Below are 13,932 nucleotides of genomic sequence, written 5' to 3'. Positions count from 1 at the left end.
TGTAGCTTTTTATAACGTTTATATTTAAAAAAGCAACAAAAGCCGCAACGGACGCCGTCCACGCACAGCACAGGGAAAACATGCACCGCAACCAACTCGCCAGCCACCTCACCGGCCCCTCCTTGTTCGCGCCGCTTTCCTGACCCGTTCTTCCCCCATTTCCCGCTCGCGCCAGCCCGGCCAGGTCCGCAGGCGCGCGGGCGTCTCCCTATTCAAATCAACAAGGACATCGCATGCATCGTCACGGATCGTTGAACCACATCTACCGCCTCGTCTGGAGCCACGTCTTGAACGCCTGGGTCGCCGTCGCGGAAACGTCGCGCGGGCGCGGCAAGGGCAGCCGCCGCAAACTGGCCGCGGCAGCGGCCGCCATAACGGCGCTGGCGCTGGGAGGGCCGGCGCAGGCCGCGCCCACGGGCGGACAGGTGGTGAGCGGCACGGCCAGCATCAGCCAGCAGGGCGGCACCACCACCATCCATCAGGGCAGCGCGCAGGCCGCGCTGAACTGGAACAGTTTTAACGTGGGCGCCAAGGAAACCGTCAACTTCGTCCAGCCCTCGGCCAGCGCGCTGGCCGTCAACCGCATCTTCGACAGCAACGGCACGCAGATCCTCGGCAGAGTCAACGCGAATGGCCAGGTGTACCTGATCAATCCGAACGGCGTGCTGTTCGGCCGCGGCGCGCAAGTCAACGTGGGCGGCCTGGTGGCTTCGACGCTCGACATCGACAGCGCCAGCCTGGGCAGTTCGAAACACGCGTTCGGCGGCCAAGGTACTGGCAAGGTCGTCAACGAAGGCACGCTGCGCGCGGCCGATGGCGGCTATGTCGCCCTGCTGGGCCGGCAAGTGAGCAACCAGGGCGCCATCTCGGCCCGCCTGGGCACGGTCGCCCTGGGCGCCGGCAGCGCCGCCACCCTGAGCTTTGACGGCGCGCGCCTGCTGCAACTGCGCATCGAACAAAGCACCCTGAACAACCTGGCCGAAAACGGCGGCCTGATCCGCGCCGATGGCGGCCAGGTGCTGATGAGCGCAGGCGCCCGCGATTCGCTGCTGGCCAGCGTCGTCAACCACACGGGCGTCATCGAGGCGCGCAGCGTGGAGCAGCGCGATGGCAGCATCGTCTTGCTCGGCGGCATGGCCGCCGGCACCACCCATGTGAGCGGCACCCTGGACGCCAGCGCCCCCACGGGCGGCAATGGCGGCTTCATCGAAACGAGCGCCGCCCACGTGAAGATCGGCAACGACGTGCGCATCAGCACGGCCGCTGCCCAGGGCCGCGCCGGCACCTGGCTGATCGACCCCGTCGACTTCACCATCGCCGCCAGCGGCGGCGATATCAGCGGCGCCGCCCTGACGGCCAATTTGCGCAACGGCAATGTCGTGATCCAGAGCACGCAAGGCAGCCACGGCACGGCCGGCGACGTGCACGTCAACGACCAGGTCAGCTGGTCGGCCAATGAACTGACCTTGCATGCGCAGCGCAACATCAATATCAACGCCAACCTGAACGGTTCCGGCACGGCCAGCCTGGCGCTGGAATACGGCCAGGGCGCCGCCGCTGCCGGCAACACGGCCATATATCAGCTGGGCAACGGCGCGCAGGTGAGTTTGCCCGCCGGGCAAAACTTCAGCACCAAACTGGGCGCCGATGGCGCACGTACCGGCTACACGGTGATTACCCAGCTGGGCGCTTACCGCAGTGTCACGGGCACCGACTTGCAAGGGATCAATGGCAAACTGAACGGCAATTTTGTGCTCGGCGCCGACATCGACGCCTCGGCCACCGCCTCGGCCGCCTGGAACCCCAATTGGTGGGACGCGGGCTTCGTGCCGCTGGGCAGGGATGCGGCCTTTGGCGGCATCTTCGACGGCCTCGGCCATTCCATCAATCAGCTCAGCATGATGTCCGGGTCCGGCGGCGGCAGCGGCTTGTTTTCCATTACCACCAAGGATGCCCTGATCCAGAATGTGGGTTTGAATGGCGGCCGCATCAAGACCCACTATTACGCCGGTGGGCTGGTGGGCGACAACAAGGGCACGATCAAGAATAGCTATGCGGCGCTCGACGTCATCGCCGACGGCTTCATCAGCGGCGGCCTGGTGGCGCGCAACAGCGGCACCATCGTCAACAGCTACGCCTCGGGCGCCGTCAGCAGCAATACCCAGAGCGGCGGCCTGGTCGGCATCAACCAGGGAACGATCAGCAACAGCTATGCCACGGGCAGCGTGGCGGGCAAGACCGAGATCGGCGGCCTGGTGGGCACCAACTGGGGAGCGGGATCCGTCAATACCAGCTACGCGGCGGGGCGCCTGCTCATCGCCGACGGCGGCACCAACTTCGGCGGTTTGATCGGCAGCAACAGCGCGCCCCAGCAAATCAGCAACAGTTTCTGGTCTATCGACGGTACGGGCCAGGCGACCTCCAAGGGCGGCACCGGCCTGACGGACACGCAGATGCGCACGGCCAGCAGTTTTACGGGATTCAATTTCACCACCACGCCTGGCGCGCAGGGCAATAACTGGGTGCTGGTCAACGTCGACGGCAACTTGAATAATGCCGGCCATGGCGAAGGCGGGACCTATCCCATGCTGGCATCCGAGTATTCCACAACGATCTACAATGCGCACCAGCTGCAATTGATGTCCATGGCACTCAATGGCAGCTACGTGCTGGGCGCCAACATCGATGCCAGCGCCACGGCGGGCGGCAAGGGCGTCTGGGGCAGGAATGGATTCATCCCTGTCGGCATGGCAAACGGCCTGGGCGGCGGCATAGAAAATATCTTCACCGGCAGCTTGAACGGCCAGAGCCATACCATCAGCGGACTGACCATCGCGTCCGACTTCGATATCGTCGGCTTGTTCGGCTATGCGGATAGCTCCTCCGTCATCAGCAATATCGGCTTACTGGGCGGCAGCATCAGCGGCGTCATCCACGTCGGCGCCCTGGCAGGCTACGGCAGGGGCCTCATTTCCAACAGCTACAGTAGCGCAACGGTCAATGGCCGCGAGTCCGTTGGCGGCTTGCTCGGCACGAACGACGGCAATATCAACAACAGCTACGCCAGCGGCGCCGTCAGCGGCAGCACGTCCGTGGGCGGCTTGATCGGCCTCAACATGAGCGGTATCGTCGAAAACACGTACGCGACGGGCATGGTCAAGGGCGAGACCAGCAAGGGCGCGTTGATCGGCACCAACTTCAGCCAGGTAAACAACAGCTTCTGGACCAGTACTGACGGCGTCTCGGGCATTGGCAGCGGTGGCGGCGCGCAGACGAACGTGCACGCCTTGAGCGATGCGCAACTGCACTCGAAATCGAGTTTCGGTGGCTGGGATATGGCCACGAACGCCGGCAGCGGCGCCATCTGGCGCATCTATGAAGGCCAGACGGCGCCGTTGCTGCGCAGCTTCCTGACCGCCCTGACCGTCACCTCGGATGCGGTCAGCAAGACTTACGATGGCCAAAGCTATGCGGGGGGCCTGTCCAATGCCCGTTACTCGGTCGCTGGCGCTGCCGACTCCGGGCAAGTCTTTTCCTCAAGCAACAGCCTGTACGGCGCCATCCGCGATGCCGGTCTCTACAACGCCGCCGGCACCTACCTGTATTCCGGCCAACAAGGGTATGACATCGACCTGCAGGCGGGCGCCCTGACGATCAACCGGGCCGTCATCAGTCTGAACGGCACGCGCACCTATGACGGCAGCGCCAGCATGGCGGCCGGTCTGCTGACACTGAACGGCCTGGTGCAAGGCGAGAGCCTGTTGCTGTCGGGTAACGGTATCCTCGACAACAAAAACGCGGCTGGAAAAAAGACCATGGCCAACGGCACGCTGACGCTGGCTGACGGCAGCACGGGCCAGGCCAGCAACTACACCTTGGAAGGCGGCAGGCACAGCGCCACCGTCAACCGCGCCACGCTGAATGTGCAGGGCGTGGGGGCGGCCAATAAAATCTATGACGCCAGCACGGGCGCCACCTTGACGGGCAAGGCCAGCGTGCAGGCGCTGGGCGACGACCAGCTGAACGTAAGCGGAGGCACCGCCCGTTTTGCCGACAAGAACGCCGGCATGGGCAAGGCCGTCACCCTGAGCGGTTTTACCTTGCAGGGCGTGGATGCGGCCAACTATGTGCTGGTGCAGCCGAACAACGTCACGGCCGACATCGGCAAGGCCAGCGTGGTCGTCGCCGGCGTGGGTGCGGCAAACAAGGTGTATGACGCCACCACCGGCGTCATCCTGACGGGCAAGGCCAAGGTGCAGGCGCTGGGCGGCGACCAGTTGAGCGTGGCCGGCGGCGTGGCCCGCTTTGCCGACAAGAACGCAGGCAAAGGCAAGGCCGTCATCGTCGATGGCTACAGCCTGCAGGGTGCGGATGCGGGCAACTATGTGCTGGTGCAGCCGAACAACATCACGGCCGACATCAGTAAAGCTACTGTCAGCGTGAGCGGCGTGGGTGCGGCCAATAAAGTCTATGACGCCACCACGGGCGCCACTTTGACGGGCAAGGCCAAGGTGCTGGCGCTGGGCGACGACGAACTGCGCGTCGCCGGCGGCAGCGCATCTTTTGCCGACAAGAATGCTGGCATGGGCAAGACCGTCACCCTGAGCGGCTTTGCCTTGCAAGGCGCGGATGCGGCCAACTATGTCCTCGTGCAACCGAACAACGTCACGGCCGACATCGGCAAGGCCAGCGTGGTCGTCGCCGGCGTGGGGGCGGCAAACAAGGTGTATGACGCCACCACGGGCGCCACCCTGACGGGCACGGCCAAGGTGCAGGCGCTGGGCGACGACCAATTGAGCGTGGCGGGCGGCACTGCCCGCTTTGCCGACAAGCACGCCGGAACAGGCAAAACCGTCATCGTCGACGGCTACACCTTGCAGGGTGCGGATGCGGACAACTATGACCTCGTGCAACCGGGCAACATCACCGCCGATATTGCCAAGGCCAACTTGCTGTACACGGCCACGGCCACCAGCCTGACGGGTGGCCGCGCGCCGGAAGGCTTGAGCGGCAAGGTCAGCGGCCTGCTGGGCAGCGACACCCTGGCGGACGCCACCAGCGGCACCGTGGCCTGGACCAGCCCGGCCTCGGCCGGCAGTCCGGCTGGCAACTACGCCATCACGGGAAGCGGCCTGGCCTCGACCGACTATGCCTTCGTGCAAGCCGAGAGCAATGCCGGCGCGCTGACCTTGACGTCGGCAAGCCTGCCGCCGCCGGCCAGCCTGCCGCCACCGGCCCAGGCAGCCGTGGTGCAACTGCAGGCGCAAGTGCTGGGCAGCTTTGCCGACACGCGTCCCGGCACGCTGGCCGCCGCGCCCACCATCACCATCACGCAGACGGATGCCCCGGCCGGCACGGCTGCCGCCAGCAATGCCTTGCCAAACACCAGCATGCAGATCGGCAGCCGCGGCCCGGCCCTGCAAGTCGTCCTGGGCGGCGTCAAGCTGCCCGCCAACATGCTTAACGTAAATCAATAACACCATGACTCATTCCTTGACTCCGCGACACCTGATGCAACAACCGTTGCTGTCCCTGCTGCTGCTGGCCTTTGCGCCATGCGCCATAGCACAAACCACCCCGGTCGTGCCCGATGCGGGCGCCATCCTGCGCCAGTTGCAGCCGGCCACGCCCGCCAATACGGCTCCCGGCGCGCCGGCGCTGCGCATCGAACAGAAAGAGGGCGCGCCGCTGCCCGCCAGCGCGCCCTTTCTCGTCACGCAGATCGATATCGCCGGCAACAGCGCGTTCGATACGGCCACCTTGCAGGCGCTCGTCGCCAGCGCCCACGGCACGACCTTGTCCCTGGAGCAACTGGGAGAACTGGCGGCCCGCATCACCAGTTACTACCGCGCCCATGGCTATCCGCTGGCGCGCGCCATCGTGCCTGCCCAGACCATCCGCCAGGGCATCGTGCGCATCGACGTGCTCGAGGCACGCTACGGCAAGGTGGGCATCGACAACCGCAGCGACGTCAGCGACGCCTTGCTGAACGCCACGCTGGCGCCGCTGCAAACGGGCCAGACCATCGGCCAGGCGGAACTCGACCGCAGCTTGCTGTTGCTGTCCGACATACCGAATGTCGCCATCACGGCCACGCTCACGCCCGGCGCCGAAGTGGGCGGCTCCGACCTCCTGGTCGATGCCTGGTCCGGCCCGCGCATGGCTGGCGCTGCCTTCCTCGACAACAATGGCAACCGCTACACGGGCCGCGCCCGCCTTGGCGCCACCGTGTACCTGTACAACCCGCTGCATCAGGGCGACGTGGCCAGCGCCAGCGTGCTCAGCTCGGGCACGGGCATGTCGTATGCGCGTCTCGGCTATGACCTGCTGCTGAACGGCGCCGGCACGCGCGCCGGGGTGGCCATGTCCGCCCTGCGCTACCGCCTGGAAGGCGCCATGCGCCCGCTGCACGCACATGGCACGGCCCAGGTCGCCAGTGCCTGGCTGCGCCATCCGCTGCTGCGCAGCCGCGATGCGAACATGTCGATCCAGCTGCAATATGACCAGGTGCACTTGCGCGACCGCATCGACGCCAGCGCCATGCGCAGCGACCGCCGCCTGGATAACCTGAGCGCCACCCTGGGCGGCGACGTGCGCGATGCGGCCCTGGCTGGCGCCATCACCAGCTGGAGCGTGGCCGCGACGGCTGGCAAGCTCGACATCAGCGACCCGCTGACGCGCCTGAACGATGCCTTCAGCGCCCGCAGCCATGGCAATTTTGCGAAATGGAACGTCAACCTGTCGCGCCTGCAAAACCTGGACCAGCGCAACGCCGTGTACCTGGCCTTCGCGGGACAGTGGGCGGACAGCAATCTCGATTCCTCTGAAAAGATGAGCGTGGGAGGCCCGTACACGGTGCGCGCGTATGACGTGGGCGCGGCAGCTGGCGACCTCGGCTATTTCGGCAGCGCCGAATGGCGGCATGAACTGAGCGCCAGCGACGCGGGACAATGGCAAGCCGTGGCCTTCGTCGACAGCGCACGCGTGACGGTGAACCAGCAGCGCTGGACGCCGGGACCGAACAGCGCGCGCCTGCACGGCGCCGGACTGGGCGTGAACTGGGCGGACGGGCAGCAGTGGAATGCCCGCGCGTACGTCGCCAAGCCCATCGGCGGCACGCCCGTCCTGCTGGCGGCGCGCAGTTCGGCCCGCCTGTGGGTCGAACTCAATCGCCGCTTCTGATGCGGCGGCAACAGCCGGAAGCCCGACTTTCGGCTGTTGCTTGATCCAACGCAAGACTTACCCACCAGCTATCCACCGTCTGTGCACGGTTTTTCCACAGGCTTACCCACAGCAATATGTGGGAAGCAGGCGGCAAAACTGCAGTTATCCCCACTTGCACCCACACTATCCAGCGCTTATCCGCAGGCTTACGCACAGAGTTATCCACAATCCGCAGGAAAAGGCGATTGCATCGCTGGCAAGCCGCTGGAATCAGCGGAAAAGGCAGGGACAAGCGCATGGCGGGCCAGATTACAAAACTTGCCAACAGCTTATGCGCAGGCTTGCACACAGGCTTATGCCCCACTTGTGCAGTGGCTTGCCCACAGAGTTATCCACATACAAAAAAGGCAGGCCATGCGGCCTGCCTGTGTGCAAGGGCTGACTGCGCCGCTTACTTCTTGATTTTCACGGGGCGCGTCCAGCCATCGATGGTCACCTGGCGCGCGCGCGACACGGTCAGCTTGCCGGCCGGTGCATCTTTCGACAAGGTCGTGCCCGCGCCCAGGGTGGCGCCCTTGCCGACGGTGACGGGCGCGATCAGCTGGCTGTCGCTGCCGATGAAGGCGTCGTCTTCAATGACCGTGCGGAACTTGTTCACGCCATCGTAGTTGCAGGTAATCGTGCCGGCGCCGATGTTGACCTTCGAACCGATGGTGGCGTCGCCGATGTAGGCCAGGTGATTGGCCTTGCTGTGCGCGGCGATCTGGCTGTTTTTCACTTCGACAAAGTTGCCGATGTGCACGTCTTCCGCCAGGACCGTTCCCGGGCGCAGGCGCGCATAGGGGCCGATGATGGAAGCTGCGCCGACGACGGCGTCCTCGATATGGCAGAAGGGCTTGATGTGTGCGCCAGCGGCCACCGTGGCGTTGATGAAGACGTTGTTGGCGCCCACGCGCACGCCGTCGCCCAGTTCGACTCTGCCTTCGAACACGCAGCCGACGTCGATGGTGACATCGCGGCCGCAAATGAGTTCGCCGCGCACGTCGATGCGGGCCGGATCGAGCAAGGTCACGCCCCGTTCCAGCAGCGCTTGCGCGATATTGTTCTGGTGGATGCGTTCCAATTGCGCCAGCTGCACCTTGCTGTTGACGCCCGCCACTTCCCACACGGCGGCCGGGTGGGCCGAGGTGACGGCCACGCCATCGGCGACGGCCTGGGCGACGATATCGGTCAGATAGTATTCCCCTTGGGCATTGTCATTCGACAAGGCCGACAGCCATTGCTTGAGCTGCACGGTGGGCGCGACCATGATGCCGCTGTTGATCTCGCGGATGGCGCGCTCGGCGGGTGTCGCATCCTTTTCCTCGACGATGCGCACGATGGCGCCGTGCTCGCGCACGATGCGGCCCAGGCCAAACGGGTCGTCCTGTTCCACGGTCAGGATGGCCAGCTTGTCCTTGCCGGCCGCCTGCACCAGTTGCTGCAGGGAAGCGGCACTGGTCAGCGGCACGTCGCCGTACAGGATCAGGGTCGGCACGCTGTCATCGAGCAAAGGCAGCGCTTGCTGGACGGCATGGCCGGTGCCCAGTTGCTGCGCCTGCTCGGCGGCGTCGATCTGCACGCCATGGTTCACCTTGTAGCCGTCGAGCAACTTCAGCACCGCTGCGCCCCCATGCCCGTAAATCACGCATAATCGGGACGGCGCCAGGCCGCGCGCCGTGTCGATGACGTGCGACAACAGCGGCTTGCCCGCCAACGGGTGCAATACCTTGGGCAGTGCCGACTGCATGCGTTTGCCCATACCGGCAGCGAGAATGACAACGTTCATAGACCGTCTTTTATAAGTTAAGAATATGAAAAAGTTTAACACGCAGGCCCCGTCTTCCACGTCTTCCAGCCGCTTGACGTATGCCTTACTGGCCATCCTGCTCGTCGTCATGGCCGGCTGCAGCGGCTTGCGCCTGGCCTACAACAATGGCGATACCGTGCTGTACTGGTGGCTGAACGCGTATGTCGACCTGGACCGCGACCAGAAGGGCTGGGTGCGCGACGATATCGACAAGCTGTTCGACTGGCACCGCAAGACGCAATTGAAGGATTACGTGGAAATCCTGCGCACGGGCCAGAAGCAGTTGCAAGGCAATGCCACGCAGGCGGACCTGCTGGCGGATTACAGCGAGATCAAGCAGCGCACCCAGGCGCTGTTGCTGAAGGCGGCGCCCGAGCTGGCCGACCTGGCGCGCTCGCTCAAGCCCGAGCAGATCGCGCAGATGGAAAAGAAGTTCAAGTCGAACAATGAGGATTACCGCAAGAAATACCTGAGCGGCGACCAGGAGAAGCGCCAGAAACTGCGCTACAAGAAAGCCATGGAGCAATTCGAACTGTGGTTCGGCAGCTTCAGCAGCGAGCAGGAAGCCCTCATCCGCAAGGCGTCCGATGCGCGTCCGCTGAACAACGAGATCTGGCTCGACGAACGCATGCGGCGCCAGCAGAACGTGTTGAGCCTGGTCAAGAAAGTTCACCAGGAAAAACTCGGCAAGGAAGCCACCGTGACCTTGATCAACACCCTGATCAAGGACAGTTTCGAGCGCCTCGAGCATTCCGAGCGCAAGGCCTTCTTCGATGCCTACGAAAGCAGCACGGCGCAGATGGTCATGACGGTGATCAAGATCGCCACGCCCACGCAAAAAGCCCATGCCGTCAAGCGCATGCAGGGCTGGATCGACGATTTCAATTCCCTCGCCACGCAAGCCAAATAGCCAGGCAGCGCCAGCAGGGGGGAGGGGGCCATATGCTATAGTGGCCGCCATCGAATTGAAGAAATACCCATGCAAAAGAAAATTAAGAAACCCGCCAAAGTCCCCGTCCACCACGCGCCGCCACCGAACCAGGTGCGCATCATCGGCGGCCAGTGGAAGCGCTCCGTGCTGCCTGTTTTGCAGGCACTGGGCTTGCGCCCGACACCGGACCGCGTGCGCGAAACCGTGTTTAACTGGATCAACCACTTGCGCGACGGCGACTGGGCCAATGCCCAGGTGCTGGACCTGTTCGCCGGCAGCGGCGCACTGGGCTTCGAGGCGGCCAGCCGCGGCGCCGCCGCCGTCACCATGGTCGACACCCATACGCCCGTGATCCGCCAGCTGGAAGAAAACAAGACGAAATTGCGCGCCGACAATGTCCAGCTGCTGCGCGGCGACGCCTTGCTGACGGCGCAAGGCCTGGCATCGCGCGGCCAGCGTTTCGACCTGATCTTCCTCGATCCGCCCTACCAGCAGGATTTCCTCGCGAAAGTGTTGCCGCTGTGCGCCAACCTGCTCAAGGAAGGCGGCATGGTGTATGCGGAATCGGGCTTGCCGCTCGTCTTCGATGCAACCAGCGCCCTGGAAAAACCGGAGTGGATGGCGCCGTGGGAAGTCATCCGCGCCGACAAGGCGGGCACCGTTTATTATCATTTGCTAACTTACAACAAAGTGCCGGCTACTGCCTGAATCTGCCTATAAATGAGGCAAAAAAGCTCCCTGCCCCGAGGCGCAGCACCAAGGTGGTCACCAATTTCAGGCATAATGCGCGTCTATATTGGTGCATCGTCAGGGAGCCGCAATGGTTGTAGCCGTTTATCCAGGAACATTCGATCCGCTCACGCGCGGTCATGAAGATTTGGTGCGCCGCGCATCGGGTCTGTTTGACAAGCTGATCGTCGGTGTGGCCGACAGCAAGAACAAGCAACCGTTTTTCTCGCTCGACGAACGCCTGGAAATCGCCAACGAAGTGCTCGGCCACTATCCGAATGTGCAAGTGGAAAGCTTTTCCGGCCTGCTCAAGGATTTCGTGCGCAAGCATGAAGCGCGGGTCATCGTGCGCGGCTTGCGCGCCGTCTCCGACTTCGAATACGAATTCCAGATGGCGGGCATGAACCGCTACCTGCTGCCCGATGTCGAAACCATGTTCCTGACGCCATCCGACCAGTACCAGTTCATTTCGGGCACCATCGTGCGCGAAATCGCGGCGCTGGGCGGCGACGTCTCCAAGTTTGTCTTCCCCTCGGTGAACCGCTGGCTGCAAAACAAGATTGCCGCCAACGCTGCCTCATCGCAATAAGTAAGAGTGAAATCATGGCATTACTGATCACCGACGAATGCATCAATTGCGACATTTGCGAGCCCGAGTGCCCGAATGACGCAATCTACATGGGCGCGGAAATCTACGAAATCGATCCCAACAAGTGCACCGAATGCGTGGGCCACTTTGACGAGCCGCAATGCCAGCAAGTGTGCCCCGTCAGCTGCATCCCCTTCAATCCCGCCTGGCGCGAAAGCCCGGAGCAATTGATGGCCAAGTACGAACGCCTGCAGGCGGAACTGCCCGCCGCCAAAGCCTGAGCTTTTCTCCCGCGCCACTTCCGGGCCACGTCTGCGTGGCGCCAGCTTCTGCCAACTGTTCTACACTGTGTGCTGACTTATCCACAGCCCATGGTTTCCACGGAGGTAGAAGATGCAAATAAGCACATCCCGTTTGGGCCGCTCCCTGGCCACCGCCTGCCTATGCGCCAGCCTGTGCGCCGCCGTGGCACGACCGGCGCTCGCCGTCGAGGTGGGCGGCGTCAAGCTGGACGAGACGGTGCAGCTGGCCAGCCGCGAATTAAAACTCAACGGCGCCGGCGTGCGCTACAAGGTCATCTTCAAGGTGTACACGATCGCGCTGTACCTGCCTGAAAAGAAAACCCAGCTGGCCGACATCTTGGCGCTGCCCGGGCCTCGCCGCCTGGAAATCGTCATGCTGCGCGACATCACTTCCGACGAGCTGGGGCAAGCCTTCATGCAAGGCTTGAAGCGCAGTTCCGACCAGGCCGACCGCACGCGCCTGCTGAGCCAGACGATGCAGTTCGGCGCCATGTTCGAAATGGTGCCCGGCCTGAAAAAGGGCGACATTCTCACCGTGGACTGGCTGCCGGAAGAGGGAACGTTGTGCAAGCTGAACGGCAAACAGGTGGGCGACACGGTGCCGGACCTGGCTTTCTATAATGCGCTGCTGAAAATCTGGATAGGTGCCCATCCGGCCGACACCATGTTGCGCGCGCATTTGCTGGGCGACATGGCGTAATCGGCTGGCGGCAAGCGTAAAAAAAGCCGGCGCAGGCCGGCTTGTCATTCTGCAACAGTTGCTCGCTCAGGCACGCGTCGACAGGGCGCGCAATTCGGCGGCATTGCTTGGCGACACGCCATCCATCTTGCCGAGCGTGCGTTTCAAGGCTTGCGCTTCGCGCATCTGCTGGCGCGCCAGGCGCTCTTCGCGGCTCAGCTTGGGACGCACCACCAGCATCATGGCGCGGGCGATGCCCACCAGCAAAGGCTTGAACAGCAGGGCGAAGGCGCCCACGGCGACGATCACCAGCACGAGTTGCAGGGCGTTCAGCAGGGAAATCTCCAGCACGGGTGCGGATACTGCGTACAGGGCGGAGGCGAAGGTAGACATAGTGTTCCAGTGCATTATAGAATTTGCCAGTACTATAGTGCAGTGCAACATATAAATCTAATTCCATTTCTTGATACCAATTATATGAATCGTGAATGGAAAACTGTAATATTTTTTTACGAGTGAAAATATTCGTGCCCGGCGCGGTTTACACTCTTAAGTAATCAATTCAACTTTTATCTTGGGCTTTCCATGAGTTTTCTGACGCTGGATCTGAACTTGCTGCGTGTTTTCGACGCCGTCATGACGGAACAAAACCTGACGCGCGCAGCCGGCCACCTGGCGATGACGCAGCCGGCGGTATCGAACGCCATCAAACGCCTGCGCGAGAGCCTCGGTGATGAATTGCTGATCCGCACGGCCTATGGCGTGAAACCCACGCCCCGCGCCGAAGCGCTGTGGCCGTCCGTGCGCTCGGCCCTGGCCAGCCTGGAAGCGGCTGTCACGCCGGAAACCTTCGACGTGTCGAAAACACATGCCACTTTCCGCATGGCCATGGCCGATGCGACGGCCGCGTTCTGGCTGCCTTCGCTGATGCGCTCGATCGAACGGGAAGCGCCCGGCGTCAACGTGCGCATGATGCCGCTGACCACGCGCGAACCGCGCCCGATGCTGCTGCGCGGCGACATCGACCTGGCCGTGGGCTTCTTTCCCGGCGTGGCGGCGCAATTGTCGAGTGAAACGGGTTCGCCCATCCGCCACGAGCGCCTGTATTCCGGCAAGTATGTGTGCGTGATGCGGCGCGGCCATCCGCTGGCCGACAAGGAATTGACCCTGGATAACTACTGCGCGGCCAACCATTTATTGGTGAGCTTTTCCGGCCGCGCGCATGGCTTGATCGACGAGGCGCTGTCGCAGATCCACCGCGAACGGCGCATCTTGTTGACGGTCAACCAGTTCTTTACCGCTGGGCGGGTCGTCGCAAATTCCGACCTGATCACGGTCTTGCCGCGCCATTTGATCGCCTCGACGGGCATGACGGAATCGCTGCTGTACAAGGATTTGCCGTTGACCTTGCCAGCCGTCCACCTGGACATGCTGTGGCACGAGCGCGACGCCCGCAGCCCCGCCCACAAATGGCTGCGCAACCACCTGGAAAGCATGAACACGCCAACCCTGCGCACGGCCACGGCGGCCGGCGGCGGCGTGGCGCCGAAACCGCATGTCGAGTGAAAAACATTAGCGGCACGAACGTCTGAGAAAATCGTAGCGAGCGGAAGTAAGTTGTGGCCGAGAAGCGGAACTGTGCTCAAGCACAGTGAGCATCGCAAGCCGCAAATTACGACGCGCAGTAGA

10 protein-coding genes are annotated in these 13,932 nt (G+C 63.4%); 8 read left to right on the top strand and 2 right to left on the bottom strand.

The genetic code is table 11. From position 1 onward, the window contains the following. Positions 1–233: 233 nt before the first annotated feature. Entirely contained in the window at positions 234–5,477 is a 5,244-nt protein-coding gene (locus VPH40_RS13100; protein ID WP_328573622.1) for a YDG domain-containing protein, read from the top strand. A gap of 34 nt (positions 5,478–5,511) precedes the next feature. Then, positions 5,512–7,182, top strand: coding sequence for a ShlB/FhaC/HecB family hemolysin secretion/activation protein (locus VPH40_RS13095; RefSeq protein ID WP_328573621.1), 1,671 nt, complete (start codon positions 5,512–5,514; stop codon positions 7,180–7,182). A gap of 433 nt (positions 7,183–7,615) precedes the next feature. Here VPH40_RS13095 and glmU read toward each other — a convergent pair whose 3' ends face one another. Beyond that, entirely contained in the window at positions 7,616–8,992 is a 1,377-nt protein-coding gene (gene glmU, locus VPH40_RS13090; protein ID WP_328573620.1) for a bifunctional UDP-N-acetylglucosamine diphosphorylase/glucosamine-1-phosphate N-acetyltransferase GlmU, read from the bottom strand. Positions 8,993–9,017: 25 nt separating this feature from the next. Between glmU and VPH40_RS13085 the strand changes: the two genes are divergently transcribed. From VPH40_RS13085 to VPH40_RS13065, 5 genes are all read left to right on the top strand, one after another. Further along, entirely contained in the window at positions 9,018–9,923 is a 906-nt protein-coding gene (locus VPH40_RS13085; RefSeq protein WP_328573619.1) for a DUF6279 family lipoprotein, read from the top strand. Positions 9,924–9,992: 69 nt separating this feature from the next. After that, positions 9,993–10,652, top strand: a complete 660-nt coding sequence (rsmD, locus tag VPH40_RS13080) for a 16S rRNA (guanine(966)-N(2))-methyltransferase RsmD (protein WP_289899693.1) — start codon at positions 9,993–9,995, stop codon at positions 10,650–10,652. A gap of 112 nt (positions 10,653–10,764) precedes the next feature. Then, the gene (gene coaD, locus VPH40_RS13075; protein ID WP_034752633.1) at positions 10,765–11,262 is read left to right on the top strand and encodes a pantetheine-phosphate adenylyltransferase; all 498 of its coding nucleotides are present in this window, start codon (positions 10,765–10,767) and stop codon (positions 11,260–11,262) included. A gap of 14 nt (positions 11,263–11,276) precedes the next feature. Continuing rightward, a complete protein-coding gene (locus VPH40_RS13070) occupies positions 11,277–11,543 on the top strand; it encodes a YfhL family 4Fe-4S dicluster ferredoxin (RefSeq protein ID WP_077398358.1) in 267 nt (88 codons plus the stop codon). 112 nt (positions 11,544–11,655) lie between these two features. Further along, positions 11,656–12,264: a chalcone isomerase family protein gene (locus VPH40_RS13065; protein WP_099665957.1), complete on the top strand. Its 609-nt coding sequence runs from the start codon at positions 11,656–11,658 to the stop codon at positions 12,262–12,264. A gap of 66 nt (positions 12,265–12,330) precedes the next feature. Here the strand turns inward: VPH40_RS13065 and VPH40_RS13060 are convergent, their stop codons facing one another. Then, a complete protein-coding gene (locus VPH40_RS13060) occupies positions 12,331–12,636 on the bottom strand; it encodes a hypothetical protein (protein WP_034752641.1) in 306 nt (101 codons plus the stop codon). A 192-nt stretch (positions 12,637–12,828) separates the two neighbouring features. Between VPH40_RS13060 and VPH40_RS13055 the strand changes: the two genes are divergently transcribed. Beyond that, positions 12,829–13,809: a LysR family transcriptional regulator gene (locus VPH40_RS13055; protein WP_034783859.1), complete on the top strand. Its 981-nt coding sequence runs from the start codon at positions 12,829–12,831 to the stop codon at positions 13,807–13,809. Positions 13,810–13,932: the final 123 nt, after the last annotated feature.

The sequence above is a fragment of the Janthinobacterium sp. P210005 genome, from assembly GCF_036231865.1.
Taxonomy (GTDB): Bacteria; Pseudomonadota; Gammaproteobacteria; order Burkholderiales; family Burkholderiaceae_D; genus Janthinobacterium; species Janthinobacterium kumbetense.
The sequence above is the reverse complement of the archived record's forward strand: the minus strand, read 5'-3'. Positions and strand labels throughout refer to the sequence as shown.

Excerpts from the sequence above, each read along its gene's own strand:
- glmU (WP_328573620.1), bottom strand. The coding sequence starts at position 8,992 with ATGAACGTTGTCATTCTCGCTGCCGGTATGGGCAAACGCATGCAGTCG.
- rsmD (WP_289899693.1), top strand. The coding sequence starts at position 9,993 with ATGCAAAAGAAAATTAAGAAACCCGCCAAAGTCCCCGTCCACCACGCG.
- VPH40_RS13065 (WP_099665957.1), top strand. The coding sequence starts at position 11,656 with ATGCAAATAAGCACATCCCGTTTGGGCCGCTCCCTGGCCACCGCCTGC.
- VPH40_RS13060 (WP_034752641.1), bottom strand. The coding sequence starts at position 12,636 with ATGTCTACCTTCGCCTCCGCCCTGTACGCAGTATCCGCACCCGTGCTG.
- VPH40_RS13095 (WP_328573621.1), top strand. The coding sequence starts at position 5,512 with ATGCAACAACCGTTGCTGTCCCTGCTGCTGCTGGCCTTTGCGCCATGC.
- VPH40_RS13070 (WP_077398358.1), top strand. The coding sequence starts at position 11,277 with ATGGCATTACTGATCACCGACGAATGCATCAATTGCGACATTTGCGAG.
- VPH40_RS13085 (WP_328573619.1), top strand. The coding sequence starts at position 9,018 with ATGAAAAAGTTTAACACGCAGGCCCCGTCTTCCACGTCTTCCAGCCGC.
- coaD (WP_034752633.1), top strand. The coding sequence starts at position 10,765 with ATGGTTGTAGCCGTTTATCCAGGAACATTCGATCCGCTCACGCGCGGT.
- VPH40_RS13100 (WP_328573622.1), top strand. The coding sequence starts at position 234 with ATGCATCGTCACGGATCGTTGAACCACATCTACCGCCTCGTCTGGAGC.
- VPH40_RS13055 (WP_034783859.1), top strand. The coding sequence starts at position 12,829 with ATGAGTTTTCTGACGCTGGATCTGAACTTGCTGCGTGTTTTCGACGCC.